Below are 14,179 nucleotides of genomic sequence, written 5' to 3' on the forward strand. Positions count from 1 at the left end.
GTGAAAAAGGGGATGCAGTGTTTTTTATTTTGTGTTCTTTCTATGTTTTATAAATTCAAATTTTTTGTGAAGGTAGCTTTCAATTGAGTTGCATTTTGATAGTACAATACCTGACTCAATAAAGGAAAAAGGGTACAATAACCTTTATAGGATATCTATATTGAATGGGAATGATTCGATTGAAGAGTGTAGTTATTTATAAAGAGAAAGAGAATTTTACGTTAAAGGCTGACTTTTATCATACCAAGCAGGCTAATGCACCTGTGGTTGTTTATATTCATGGCGGCGGACTTCTTTGGGGGACTAGAGAAGAGATTCAAATGGATATGGTACAAATATATACTGAAAATGGATTTTCAGTTTTCTCTATCGACTATCGGCTTGCTCCGGAAACAAAACTTCCAGACATCATTGAGGATATTAAAGATGCCTTAACATGGATTGAAACGGAAGGGCCAAAACAGTTTTCCATTGATCCACAAAAAATTGCTGTGGTTGGAAGCTCAGCAGGCGCGTTTCTTGCTCTATGTACAGGGATGTTCCATCATAATAAGCCACGTGCGATTGTTTCCTTTTATGGTTACGGCGATATTACCGGAAAATGGGCAACAGCATCAAGTAAATTTTACAGTCAAAAGGCAATTGTCCCAAAAGAAACAGCCAAGAGACTCGCATCAAATCAGATTATTACAGAAGGTTCAGTGGAGGAACGTTTCTTACTTTACTTATATGCGCGGCAGTCAGGTGAGTGGATCCAGGAAATCACAGGAATAAATCCACTCATACATAAGGAACAGTTAGATAAATTTTGCCCAGTTCAAAATATTACAAAGGATTACCCACCTACATTACTCCTACATGGGACAAAGGATGTCGATGTTCCTTACGAGCAATCCGTGTTTATGCGCGCTGCTCTAGTAAAACAAGGCGTCACGGCAAAATTAATTACTATACCAAACGGAGAGCATGTCTTTGATAAAGACCTTCAAAATCCTGTTGTCCAAAATGCTCTGAAACAGGTTGTCGAATTTCTGAAGAAACATTTAGCTGAAGGTGAATAACATGTTGACTGTTAAGGATTTGCTCCAAATAAAATCTATTGAAGGTATCAAGATTGTAGCGGGTGAAAAAGGGATCAATAAAAAAGTATCGATTGTCAACATTATGGAAAATCCCGATACTTTTGACTGGCTTACATCTAATGAACTGCTTTTATCGACAGGCTATATTTTTAAGGATAATGTAGACCTCCAGAATCGGATTATCAAGGAGCTTGCTGAAATTAATTGTTCTGGATTGTGTATCAAGATGAAGCGATACTTTGATGAAATCCCCCAAAATATGATTGATCTTGCTAATCAATATGATTTTCCACTTTTAGAGCTGCCATTTGAATATACATTATCACAGGTGATTTCGATTATTAATGAAAAAGCAGCTGGTGCGTATGACTTATTAAATAGAAAATCATTAGACATGCACAATAAATTATTTAGAATCTCACTAGAAGGCGGTGGAATTGATGAAATTTCTTCAGAACTAGCGAAAATCATCAATAATCCGATTCTCTTTCTAGACAGAGACTGGAATTTACTGCATCATGTTGATCTCGAAGATAATAAATTGCCGCTTACTGATTATTTTTCCCTTGAAAAAGGCAGAACTGTTTTCTCGAAGGAATTTACAGACTCAATTCCTCTAAATATTAACGAATTTAAGAAGGCCATCAAGCGAAACTATCAAACAAATGGGGCAGAAATAAAGTGCCGCATCCTTCCAGTTGCTGTTTCTGATTATATTTACGGATATATTGTTGTCTGGCAAACGGTAAGTGAATTGACAGAATTAGATTATATTGTGTTAATGGATGCCTCGAGAATGATGGCTCTCGAAAGGATTAAAGCACGAGATATTGAGGAAATTAAACTAAAAATTAGACAGGACTTCTTCGACGATTTACTAACAGGAAAAATAACATCTAATGATAACATCCAAACGCTATGTGACTTGCATGGACTAAAATCTGATTATATGTATTATTGTATTGTGCTTGATATTCACTCTAAAATACTAACGAAAAATGATGATATGATTGCACATAAATATAAATTGGAAAATATCGCACGGAAATGTGTAAACTTTATTTATGAGGTATCCCGGAAAGTTAATGGAGATATAACATCCTTTTATCGGAATAATCGGGTGATCATCCTTGTCGGTAAAAATGACTTTACTCCTTCAAAGGCAAAAGAAGAAGCAAAGATATTTGCCAATGAACTCCATTCACTCTTTTCGAAGGAGATTAGCGATACAACCTTCCTTATTGGAATAGGCAGTCAATATAAAACGATTACCACACTCCATAAAAGCTTTTCGGAAGCTCATGAGGCGATCCGACTGATGAAGCAATTCGATAACAACACGGGAATTGCTCACTTTGAAGATTACTCGGTCTACCACCTTCTCGGTTCTAATATTAAAAGTCATGAATTAGAAGACTTCTTTATGAAGAGCCTTGGAAAGGTATACGAACATGATAAGCTGCACGGAACTGCGTACTTAACGACGTTAGAAAGTTACTTTCAACGTAATCATAATTTGAGCGAAACGGCAAAAACACTCTTTCTCCATCGTAATACACTGATCTATCGGATTGAAAAAATAAAAGAAATATTAAGCACGGATCTAAAAAATGCGGAAGAGCTGTTACAAATTCAGTTAGCACTGAAAATCTACCGGTTACTACCAAATTTACAGCAAACCAAATAAAAATAAGCCCCATATTCACCAAATATGGGGCTTATTTGCAATCTATAAAGCTGACTGCAAGCACGGTGTATAGGCGGCATAAATATGGGTGCCAGCTTGTTCATTAATGGCATCCTTAAGGCTTTCTGGGTCCGTAATAATGACCCGTTTCCCATTACTTTCTAAAAAGTTAAGGCTTGCCTCGATCTTTGGTAACATACTGCCTTTCGCAAAATGATTTTCAAGAACATATTGCTTTGTTTCTTCGACTGTAATTTTTTCAAGTGCCTTTTGATTTGGTTTTCCAAAGTTGATACAAACTCGAGAAACACCGGTCGTAATAATTAGGGTCTCGGCATTAAGCTGTTCAGCAAGAAGGCTCGTTGCAAAATCCTTATCAATCACCGCATCGACACCAGTATAGGAATCATCATCTGTTTTCACGACTGGAACTCCGCCGCCGCCAACAGCAATTACCACAAAACCTGCGTTAATCAGGGATTGAATCGCATCCTTCTCGACAATATCAATTGGTTTTGGTGATGGAACGACACGGCGGTAGCCACGGCCGGAGTCCTCAACAAAGATCCAGTCCGGATGTTCCGTCTTCATTTCTTCCGCTTGCTCAAGTGTAAAGAATGAACCAACAGGTTTCGTTGGATTTAGGAAGTTATGATCATCCTTACTTACTTCCACCTGGGTAATCACTGTAGCCACTTTTTTATTGAGGCCTCTTTTAGCAAACTCGTTTGTTAATGCCTGCTGGATTTGATAGCCAATTCCCCCTTGGGTATCGGCTACGCAATTGACCAATGGTATAGATGGCATCCCAGCAATTTCAGTTGCAATTTCTGATCTTCTCAGACCAAAGCCAACCTGTGGTCCGTTTCCATGTGTGACAACAACGGAAAAGCCCTCTTCAACCATATCGGCAATATGTGTAGCTGTCTCACAAACTGCTTCATACTGATCCTTAACGGAATCGCGGCCGTTTTCTCTAACTAATGAGTTGCCGCCGATTGCTACAATTACTAGTTTTTCCACGCTGTTCTCCTCCTGATAACAAGACCCCAATAAAATGGGGTCTCGGCTCGTTTATTTGTTTATGCCAACTGGGGCTCTTTGTTTGTCATTCTTTCCGCTATTGCTAGCAAGGCTTTTTCAAAAGCCTCTGCCGGCGGATACGTAATACCTGCACCAATCATCCCGATTCCAGCTTCTTTATGAGCTATCGCTGTATTAATAACCGGAAGAATGCCTGTCTGAACAACCTTACGGATATCAATACCTGTAGCAATTCCACGGAAGTCTAACAATGGAATCGTGATATTTGAATTTTCTGCTGTAGTAATTTCAGTCATTTTCTTTGAGTAGCCAATCGCTTCATCAACAGTCCCGCCTACTAACGGAACAATGGCAGGGGCAGACGCCATCGCAAATCCACCAATCCCATATGTTTCAGTAATCGCACTGTCACCGATATCTAAACCGGAATCTTCCGGCTTGTATCCCGCAAATAAAGGCCCGATAACCTTTTGCGCTGGACCGGTAAACCAGGTAAATCCAGGCATACCGCTGACGCGGATACCAAAATCAGTACCATTCCGGCACATGGTTGTAACAATTGTGCTATTTTCAATCCCGTGTGCGGCATCAAGAGCACATTTAGAAACAGCCATCCAGGTTGGTCCAGAGAAATAATCAGAGCTGGAAATGAAGTCAAATACTTCTTTCTTCTGTTCTGTTGTGAAATCAGTTTGTAATAGATAAGGAGCGATGGCCTGCATAAGTAATAATGTTCCCGCACCATTTCTGTTGTGGCACTCATCGCCCATATGAAGAGCCTGGGCAAGCAAGAGGCGTAAATCAATCTCTCCGGCAAGCTTCATTGCATCTCTTAACATTGGACCAAATACATCACGCATCCAGTTAAGACGTGCGATAACCGTTTCATCATTTGCGCCCATCCGTAAAATTTTAGCAAGCTGTTCCGATAGGTTTGTATAAGCAATGTTGCCATACGTTTTATTTTCAACAACATGCATAAACATGGATGCGGAAGTTACGCCTGCCATTGATCCTACACAGTTATGCTCATGACATGGTGAAAAGGTAATTTGACCAGATGCAGCTAGCTCAGCCGCTTCCTCAACCGTACTGGCTAAGCCTTCAAACACAATGGCACCTGTTACGGCACCTCTCATTGGTCCATTCATACGATCCCAAGTAATAGGGGGACCTGCATGAAGAATCGTTGTTTTTGTCATGCCTGGAACAACATTTATTGCTTGATCATAACCAACAAGAACTGGGTGAGAATTTATGATTCTCTCAACGGCTAATTTATTAGCTGCTTCAATTCTTTCCAAAACATCAGGATTCTCAAGTTTATCAAGCGCCTCTATTAGTTCAGGGTTTCCCCCACCTGGTGGTGTCCACTCTAAATGTGTTACGGTAGCACTTTGCTTTTCCATATCTTCTTTAAAAAGGTCAATTCCTACATTAATGACGTTTAATTTACTAGTAAAAAGATCGTTAATTTTGCTCATGATTAAGCTCCTTTCACAACAAATTCGCTTGCTAATAATCCTGCGTTTGCATTGCTGCTCGCAAGTGTTACACCTGCAGCTACTAATTTATCCTTTTGTTCCTCAATATTTTGACTATCTAATTCTGTTCCAAGCACGTATCCGACAACTTCTAAATGTCTTCCTTCTTCTTCAGCCAATTGCTTCGCTTCAATAATGGCCGGTAAGAATGCTCCGGCAGGGTCTTCGTGCGCACCAAAGCCTAAGACAAAGTCCATGACGATTACACCGACAGACGGGTCCTTCGCTTCTTGTTGAAATCTTGCTAAACGAGTAGACGTATCGATCATCGGATGTGGCTTACCCTGGGTAAATTGGTCGTCACCGAAATCGATAAATGTATGTCCCTCGCTGATTTTTGAATCCTTTAAGCGGAATTTTGGATCCCTTTGAATATTGCTGTAGACATCATCAAATTTTTCCATTGCTGCATGCATCGCTTCATCACAAAGCGTACCGCCGCTGAATAAACCACGAATATATTTTTGTTCTGGGTTCAGCTTTGCACGAACTTCTTTAACTAATTTAAGGTTTAACTCACTTTTGTTAAAGTGACTGTTTTGAATACCTGCAAGTTCAATCGCTTTAAATGCAGCCTCTTCCGTTGTTTTTGCAAAATGACCGCCAGCTTCAACGGCAGCATCCTTCTTACCGCCCATAAAGCAAACTACAACTGGCTTTGTGCAATTTTTAATTTCTTCTAAAACCTTCTTCTCAACGGTTGGATGTGGTGGTTTAGAAACTAAAACAATGACTTCTGTAGCTGGGTCTTTCTCAAGAGCTCTAATTCCATCTAGCATCATAATCCCGCCGACTTCTTCACTTAAATCCCTTCCGCCGGTTCCGATTAATTGAGTAATCCCGCCGCCTAAATTATGAATGAGGACCGTAACCTCTTGACTGCCTGTTCCTGACGCTCCAACGATCCCGATGTTTCCTTTTCTTACTGCATTGGCAAAGCATAATGCAACATCGCTGATGATAGCCGTTCCACAGTCAGGTCCCATTAATAATAGGCCCTTTTCATGTGCAAGGTTCTTCAGTTGAATTTCATCTTCAAGACTAATATTATCGCTGAATAACATAACGTGAAGGTCATTATCTAATGCTTTTCTGGCCTCTCTTGCTGCATACGCTCCACTTACGGAAATTACCGCTAAGTTTGCTTCTGGAATGCTTTTCGCAGCAGAAGAAATCGTTGGATATTTCACTTCACCCGCTTCTTTTGGTTTTGCCTTTTTTGTAAATAACTCTTCAATTTGGATGAATGCGCTCTCACAAAGCTCTTCAGTAGACGCTTTAACAACAATCATTAAGTCGCCGCTGTTCGCACCTTCAATTTCTGGGCTATTCAAACCAATGTTTTTGATTACCTCTTTATTCATATCCGTACCCATGGCAATCATTGCTTGTTCTACGCCTTCGATATCACTTGCACGATTCGATAATGTCATTAAGGATACCGAATCAATATATGTGTTTTTCTTAAATACCACTTTAATAGGCATTTTTTTACCCTCCAATTTTTTATATCTTGAAAAAGGTTTACAAGATTATTGTAGAAGGGGGCTATAAAAACGTCATTGTATAACCAATCCAAAAAAACTTCTAATCAGTTAGGCATTATATACAATCCTTTCTATTTCCAATATATGCAAAAAAACTGAACACTCAGTGTCCAGCTTTGTCCGTAACTATTTAATAATTGAATCATGTGGCAATACCGCATGAACCCCTTTTACTTCATTAACAATTTGGGTAATTCTTAAATCTACTGCTACACTTGCAAGGGCAGTTGCCTCATGTTTATCAACCTGATAGATTTCTTGGATTAATTGCAGCATCTCATTCAGGGCGATGATGGCTGCTTCATTTAAATCTTCATGAAAGCCAAATGTAATCCAGCCCACTGGGGTATTGGCTCTAGGCAATTGAAGATTTATGTCTTCCCTGACAACGAAGGTAAGGTCCACCAAGTCCATCGGGCATTCAATGGCGGTACCTGAAACTTCCCCATCCCCTTGTGCAGCATGACCATCACCTACAGAAAATAGTCCGCCCTTCACTGCTATTGGAAGGTAGAGAATACTGCCCTTTGTTAGCTCCTTACAATCGATATTACCACCACAATACCTTGGCGGTATCGTTGAGTGCACTCCATCCTCACTTGGTGCCGTTGCCATTACACCCATGAATGGTTGAAGATTAACGGAAAATGATTGGTTATGAAATTGGCATTTCCCTTTGCAATTTTCAACGTCTAACAGCCAATTTACTGATCTTTCCTCATACTCGACCAACCCCAGTTTAAGATTATGCCAATTATTTTTACCGCCTGCACCATTCCAGCCATACCAACCAGGCCTAATCTCATTTATTTTGATTTCTAACGTCATTCCAGGTTCCGCACCATTAATCGCAATTGGTCCTATTAGCGGATGTCCCCATTCTGATTCACTTTCCCTCGATGTATAGTGAACCCTTTGGCCGTTTTTTGATGTATATCCCCAATCAATATCCGGCGTTTGAAATTGTACAGAATCACCAGATTCAATCGACAGGATAGGTTGATAGTTTTTACTAAATGAGGCATGGAGATTTTCATTTTTCACTACAACCGTGTGGTTTTTATTCATGTATTAACTCCTGTTCTAATACTAAAATAGAGTTTCCTTATTATCTATTATAATATACCAACTAAATCCATTCACCTTGTACATAGTGCCTAATGGAAACCTTCTATTTTTAGTTTTTTTATACAATGACGACAAAAGCAATCCCTCTTACAATAAGCATGTAAGGTCATATGAAAGCGATTTATTATGAAACCTAGGTGATATAAAAAGGGGGGACCTTTCACCACCAGCACTGTTAACATCCAGGTAAAGAGGTGATTTAAATGATACAGGCTCTATCTGGTGATGTTGCGTTTCTTCAAGCAATTAGAGATTTAAAGTTTGACGGTTTTATTCATACCATTTTTAGCAAAACGGTAAATATTAAGTGCCGAGAGTCGGGCGAGTTATACACCTTGGCATGTAACAGATTGGATAACGCACCAAATTCACTCATCATTGATATAAATTGTTTCTCAAACAACCATCTTGAATTAAATGATCAAGTGTTTATCCAGAAAAGTACACTTTCCATTGATAATAAAATGGTCATTAGATTGGAAGACGTTAAAGGGTGGGAATGCTCGTTACCATGCTATCCTCTAAACGAACAACGACTAATTTACAATTTAGCCATCATGAAGGGGTACATTGAATTTAACGGAAAAAGTGGCGGGATGAAGAAGGATTCACAAACAAGAAATCCCTTTGAAGTTGAAATGGCAAAAATGCTTGAAGAAAGGTCCTATTCTCTTCTTTGCTCACTTGTAAACAATAATGAGTCTGAAGCGGTAAATCATGCTTTAAGTCTAATTGGACTTGGACCAGGGTTAACTCCATCTGGAGATGACTACTTAACAGGATTAATGACCACATTTCAATTACTTAATTGCCCATGTTACTCCCTAAAAGAGTTTTGCGAAAGGGTTATCTTAAAGGCAAAGCATTTAACCAATGAAATTAGCTATATGACCTTAAAAATGGCGTCGGTAGGAAAGGTAAGGGAATCGATTGTACACTTGCTCTGTTTAGCCATGTACGGTGAAGAAAAGGAATTAATTAAAGCTTTACAACACGTATTACAAATTGGGTCTTCATCTGGAACAGACATATCGCTTGGGCTTGTCAGCGGCTTGGAGACTATCCTAAAAATAAGTTCCACTAGGAGGAATATTCATGTCAACCACTAATGTTGATAAAAAGCTATTGGATCCGGAATTTGAACACACTTCTGTTCCAAAGGAATACCGTAAAAAATTATCATCCGTTGCAGCTGTTTGGTTTGGTTTTCCAATGGTATTAACCAGTGCAGTAATCGGGGGATTAATCACTGCACAACTTGGCTTTAAAGCGGGTGCCTTAGCTATGCTGCTAGGTAATCTTCTCCTTTTCGTGATGGTAGGCCTATTAAGCTATGATGCCGGCCGTACGGGGTTAAACTTTTCTTTAACTGCCCAAAAAACATTCGGTCGTTCAGGTTATTATATTATTTCCGGATTACTTTCTACTGTCGTAATCGGCTGGTTTGCCCTGCAAGTTGGACTTACCGGTGCTACGATGCACGGATCATTTGGCGCTAGTTTGCTAGTAATGACCGTCCTCGGTGGTATTCTCTATGTTGCAGTAACTTATGTCGGAATTAAAGCATTATCGATCTTAGGCTGGATTGCAGCACCATTTTACATTCTCATTGCCGTTATTGCGATTGTTATGGCAATGAAAGATGGTAATTCTGATATTCTAGGCTATCATCCACACGTTTCAAATGCAATGTCATTTGGGGCGGCTGTTACGTTAGTATTCGCCGGATTTGCTGACTCAGGAACTATGACAGCAGACTTTACACGCTGGGCTAAAAATGGCCGTGAAGGAGCACTATCAACCATCTTCGCCTTTCCAATTGGAAACTTTATTGCCGAGCTTGTCGGGGGAATTGTTGTCGCAACTGGAGTAATCCCAAATCCTACTTCGACTGGCGGGGATTTCATGTCTGTATTAGCAGGGCATGGTCCATTGCTTACCATCTTGTCTATCCTGTTTGTCTTTATCAATTTAGGTTCTGTAGGAACACACTGCTTATATAACGGTGCTGTTGGCTGGTCACACATGACTGGTAAAAAAATGAGACCAATCACGCTTATCATTGGTGTCGTTGGTTTAATCGTTGCCGTTTCTGGAATCTATAATCACTTTTTCAACTGGCTTGTTCTTCTTGGAGTAATCATTCCACCAATCGGAGCGATTATGATTATGGACCGCCTAGTTTTACGTAAGAATGAATCTGCTAATTTAGTAAACTGGAGACCGATGGCATTCGTGGTTTGGATTCTTTCTTCCGCCATCGCTTTATACTGTAACTACTACGCACCACATCTTTCAGTGGCTGTTGTTGGCCTTGTATCTGCTGCAGTTTTCTATGGGATTGCCAGCATGCTTGTCAAAGGTTCCAACTCTAACCCTGGAATGAAAAAGGCTGTATAATCAAAAACTTTAAGATAAGCCGTTCTCTTTCTATAAAAGGGAATGGCTTTTATAATTCCAGTTCAGCCTTTTCTAATCAATCGGTTTCAAGTTATTGCCTGCCTGACTTCATAATATCTGCTTCAATCCTGCTTCTGAATTCTTCTGCGGCGCTGTATCCTTGCTGCTTTAAATACCAATTATTTGCTGCTGCCTCAATTAACCCTGCCACATCACGTCCGGGCTGGAGTTGGATCTCCATTGATGGAATTTTAACACCCATATAGTCTGTATAATGGAATTCTTGATCCAAATCATTATATAAGGCGTCCTTTTCCCATTTTGTTAAATGAATATCAAGGGTAATTCGTGTTTCATCTTGAAAGGCTTTACGCCCGTATAAGCGAACCACATTTAACAACCCGATACTACGGAGAGCCAAAAATTCCTTGGTTTTCCCATCATGGGTCCCCAAAATGGTTTGCGGACTAAGCTTCTTTAGGACAATGATATCATCCGACACAAGCCGATGTCCTCGGCGAATTAATGTGTGCGCAGTCTCGCTTTTCCCTACTCCCGAGCTTCCACGAAGCAAGATTCCAATGCCAGACACATTCATACAAACTCCATGTATCGTCGTTTCAGGTGCCAATTCCTTTACTAAATACGCATCCAATTTGGTGATAAACTCAGAAGTTGTTTCAGGCTTGTTTGTAAGCAACAAAGGAATACCCTGCTCAGTACAATGGTGCATTAAATAAGTAAGTCCTTCCTCGCCTGCCGTTACAATAAAACAGGGAGGATGATAATGGACAATATTTCCGATTCGAATTTTTCGTTCCTCTTTACTTAATTTATGTAAATAAGTAATTTCCTTTTTTCCTAATATTTGAACTCGTTCTGTCGGGAAAAAATCAAAATGACCAACAAATTCGAGGCCTGGACGATGCACTCGTGATTGAGTTATCGTTTTTTGCAGTTGGCCTTCACCAGCTAACACCTTCAATGAAAACTTTTGAGCCAAGTCTTCTACTGTAATTTTCTTCATTTCCTACTCACGTCCTAATAGCCCTTTTACATTGAATTATACTTAAGATTATTGGAATCGTCATTGAATTTTGAAAGGAATAAGAATTCGCACAACAAAACTGGTGATTTGGGGAACAATTATTACAACAACGGAAGAATCATCCCACATATATTAAAATAGGGGAAATGATAATGAAAGATAATTTAATGCAAATGCTTGAAGAACGGAAGGACGAGATCATTCAGATACGCCGTCACTTGCATGAACATCCCGAGCTTTCTTTCCAAGAAGATGAAACCAGCCAATACATTGAAGATTTTTATAAAGGCAAAGATGTTCATGTTGATACAAAAGTTGGTGGAGGAAATGGTATTATTGTCACCATTAATGGTGGAACCTCAGGTAAAACAATTGGATTGAGAGCAGATTTTGACGCACTCCCAATTGAAGAAGAAACAGATGTACCGTTCAAATCAAAAAATCCTGGTGTTATGCATGCCTGCGCCCATGATGGACATACAGCATACCTGTTAGTGCTGGCAGATTGTTTGATTCAATTAAAAGATGAGATTCCTGGGACCATTAAAATTATTCACCAACCAGCGGAGGAAGTTCCACCAGGTGGAGCAATTTGCATGATTAAGTCCGGTTTATTAGATGATTTAGATACCATTGTAGGGATTCACTTATTACCACTTGGACCATCTGGTTTAATAGGATATAACAGTGGTTATGTATTCCCAGGCCGTGCGTACTTTAAGTTAAAAGTTCAAGGTGTCGGAGGACACGGTTCTTCTCCTCATTTGGCTAATGACTCAATTGTAGCAGGTGCACACTTTGTAACAGCTATTCAAACCGTTGTAAGTCGCCGTTTAAACCCATTTGATATGGGCGTGGTAACAATAGGTTCATTTGATGGAAAGGGAACATTTAATGTCATAAAGGATAGCATTGAAATTGAAGGCGATGTTCGCGCAATGACAGAAGAAACACGCAAAACAATTGAACGTGAGATTCGCCGTATTGCTAGGGGAATTGAAGAGGAATTCAATGTGACTTGTGAGTTAATCTATACACCGGACTATCCGCCACTTTTCAATGACCCTGAAGTGACGGAAATGGTTGCTTCTTACTTGAAAAGGGCAAATGACAAAGACATTGCCGAGGTTCAAGAGTTCGCACCAATGGCCCCATCAGAGGACTTTGCACATTATGCACAAAAGTTCCCCGCATGCTTCTTCTACATATGCTGTACACCAAAAGGGGTTGAAAAACCATACTTTAACCATCATCCTAAATTTGATATTGATGAAGATGCTCTTTTAGTAGCAGCAAAAGCAGTTGGTATAGTCGTTTGTGGATATTACAATCTGGATTAGCGGTTGGAGAGAGGATGGGAGACTCCTATCCTCATCCATTCACAAAAACCATCTTAGGATACCAAAAAGAGTACCTGTACTCCCCGAATTATGTCGATGAACTCGACTAAATACGGGGAGTACAGGCACTTATATCTTATATTTAGCTAATAGAAGATTAGTATAACTTCCGACACCATTAAAACTTTCTTTGTTATACCCTGTTCAAATTTTCTCGATTTCGGACACCATCTTGCTTTTTTGGATCTTCCGTGTCTGAAGTCGACACAACTTCAGACACGATTTTGCTTTTTCGGCTCTTCCTTGTCCGAAGTTCACACGACTTCGGACATAATCTTGCTTTTTGCGCTCTTCCTTGTCCGAAGTTCACACGACTTCGGACACAAACTTGCTATTTATGCTCTTCATTGTCCGAAGTTTACACAACTTCGGACATAATCTTGCTTTTTAAGCTATACTCTATCCAAAGTTGGCTCAGCTTCGATCACATCTTCGCTCTTTTAGCTCTGCCTTTTTGAAGTTGAAACGATATCTTAATAGCCTTTACTTATGATAAGGTTCACCACGATTAATCCGAAATGCCCGGTAAATCTGCTCCACCAGAATCAGCCTCATCAACTGGTGGGGAAAGGTCATGCGCGAAAAGGATAGCTGCTCATTTGATCTTTTTATTACCTCACTACTCAAACCTAACGATCCGCCTATCACAAAGGCGATTTTACTTTTTCCATAGGTTGCGAGTTTATCTAATGAATCAGCCAGTTCTTCAGAAGAAGCTAACTTTCCTTGAATTGCTAAAGCAATTACATATGTATCCTGGCTAATCTTTGCTAAAATTCGTTCTCCTTCTTTTTGCTTCACTTGGACCATTTCTAACTCACTTAATTCTTCAGGTGCTTTTTCATCCGCCACCTCAATAACCTCGACCTTTGCATAGGCTGATAGTCTCTTTAAATATTCCTCAATACCCTGCTTTAAATATTTCTCTTTTAATTTGCCAACCGTAATTATTGAGATATTCACAATCCCCAGCCCTTTTCAAATTGATTACAAACAGTTTACAAACAAGATATCCACAGAAGTTATCCACATATTCACACTTTTTATCCACATCTTGTATGGAATCACTTGTTCGCCACAACATATGTCGCTTGATTTTGACAATATTCACAGTGTGTTGATAAGTTATCCCCATCTATTTTTGATAAAACCGGAAAAGTTTCAAATTTATCGACAATCTCATCTAAAGCAATATCCACATGTTCCTCACAGCTATAAATCATTTTATTCGTCAACCTTTCTATCCTTATTAGTTACTATTATTGTTTACTTTATAACATTCTGCCATACGAGTTTACA

The 14,179-nt window shown here is 39.5% G+C and carries 12 protein-coding genes; 5 read left to right on the forward strand and 7 right to left on the reverse strand.

All coding sequences use genetic code 11. From position 1 onward, the window contains the following. The first annotated feature begins 164 nt into the window (after positions 1–164). Positions 165–1,061 (forward strand): alpha/beta hydrolase, encoded by an 897-nt coding sequence (locus V7121_RS04325; RefSeq protein WP_335497324.1) that lies wholly within the window; start codon positions 165–167, stop codon positions 1,059–1,061. 1 nt (position 1,062) lies between these two features. After that, entirely contained in the window at positions 1,063–2,769 is a 1,707-nt protein-coding gene (locus V7121_RS04330; RefSeq protein ID WP_335545848.1) for a PucR family transcriptional regulator, read from the forward strand. 42 nt (positions 2,770–2,811) lie between these two features. Here the strand turns inward: V7121_RS04330 and arcC are convergent, their stop codons facing one another. The 4 genes from arcC to V7121_RS04350 form a co-directional block, all read right to left on the reverse strand. Beyond that, positions 2,812–3,792 carry a carbamate kinase gene (gene arcC, locus V7121_RS04335; RefSeq protein ID WP_335497322.1) on the reverse strand — a complete coding sequence of 327 codons (981 nt, stop codon included), beginning with the start codon at positions 3,790–3,792 and terminating at the stop codon, positions 2,812–2,814. Positions 3,793–3,851: 59 nt separating this feature from the next. Continuing rightward, positions 3,852–5,297 (reverse strand): DUF1116 domain-containing protein, encoded by a 1,446-nt coding sequence (locus V7121_RS04340; protein WP_335545850.1) that lies wholly within the window; start codon positions 5,295–5,297, stop codon positions 3,852–3,854. A gap of 2 nt (positions 5,298–5,299) precedes the next feature. Then, complete coding sequence (gene fdrA / locus V7121_RS04345) at positions 5,300–6,844, reverse strand: acyl-CoA synthetase FdrA (RefSeq protein WP_335497320.1); 1,545 nt, start codon at positions 6,842–6,844, stop codon at positions 5,300–5,302. A 186-nt stretch (positions 6,845–7,030) separates the two neighbouring features. Next, entirely contained in the window at positions 7,031–7,972 is a 942-nt protein-coding gene (locus tag V7121_RS04350) for an acetamidase/formamidase family protein (protein ID WP_335497319.1), read from the reverse strand. A 263-nt stretch (positions 7,973–8,235) separates the two neighbouring features. On the opposite strand from V7121_RS04350, the gene V7121_RS04355 reads away from it, so the two are divergent. Together V7121_RS04355 and V7121_RS04360 are read left to right on the forward strand one after the other, a co-directional pair. Beyond that, positions 8,236–9,141 carry a DUF2877 domain-containing protein gene (locus tag V7121_RS04355; protein ID WP_335545852.1) on the forward strand — a complete coding sequence of 302 codons (906 nt, stop codon included), beginning with the start codon at positions 8,236–8,238 and terminating at the stop codon, positions 9,139–9,141. Continuing rightward, positions 9,128–10,432, forward strand: coding sequence for a purine-cytosine permease family protein (locus tag V7121_RS04360; protein ID WP_335497317.1), 1,305 nt, complete (start codon positions 9,128–9,130; stop codon positions 10,430–10,432). Before V7121_RS04355 ends, V7121_RS04360 begins: the two co-directional genes overlap by 14 nt. Before the next feature lie 91 nt (positions 10,433–10,523). Here the strand turns inward: V7121_RS04360 and hprK are convergent, their stop codons facing one another. Continuing rightward, on the reverse strand, positions 10,524–11,459 hold the full coding sequence (gene hprK, locus V7121_RS04365; RefSeq protein WP_335497316.1) for an HPr(Ser) kinase/phosphatase: 936 nt from the start codon (positions 11,457–11,459) through the stop codon (positions 10,524–10,526). 173 nt (positions 11,460–11,632) lie between these two features. Here hprK and V7121_RS04370 point away from each other — a divergent pair, with 173 nt between their 5' ends. Further along, complete coding sequence (locus V7121_RS04370; RefSeq protein WP_335497315.1) at positions 11,633–12,820, forward strand: amidohydrolase; 1,188 nt, start codon at positions 11,633–11,635, stop codon at positions 12,818–12,820. Between the two features lie 543 nt (positions 12,821–13,363). Here V7121_RS04370 and rlmH read toward each other — a convergent pair. Together rlmH and V7121_RS04380 are read right to left on the reverse strand one after the other, a co-directional pair. Further along, positions 13,364–13,843 (reverse strand): 23S rRNA (pseudouridine(1915)-N(3))-methyltransferase RlmH, encoded by a 480-nt coding sequence (gene rlmH, locus V7121_RS04375; RefSeq protein ID WP_335497314.1) that lies wholly within the window; start codon positions 13,841–13,843, stop codon positions 13,364–13,366. Positions 13,844–13,944: 101 nt separating this feature from the next. After that, positions 13,945–14,103, reverse strand: coding sequence for a CxxH/CxxC protein (locus tag V7121_RS04380; protein ID WP_335497313.1), 159 nt, complete (start codon positions 14,101–14,103; stop codon positions 13,945–13,947). Between the last annotated feature and the right edge of the window lie 76 nt (positions 14,104–14,179).

It is taken from the genome of Neobacillus drentensis (assembly GCF_036962125.1).
In the GTDB taxonomy this organism is placed as follows: domain Bacteria; phylum Bacillota; class Bacilli; order Bacillales; family Cytobacillaceae; genus Neobacillus; species Neobacillus drentensis_B.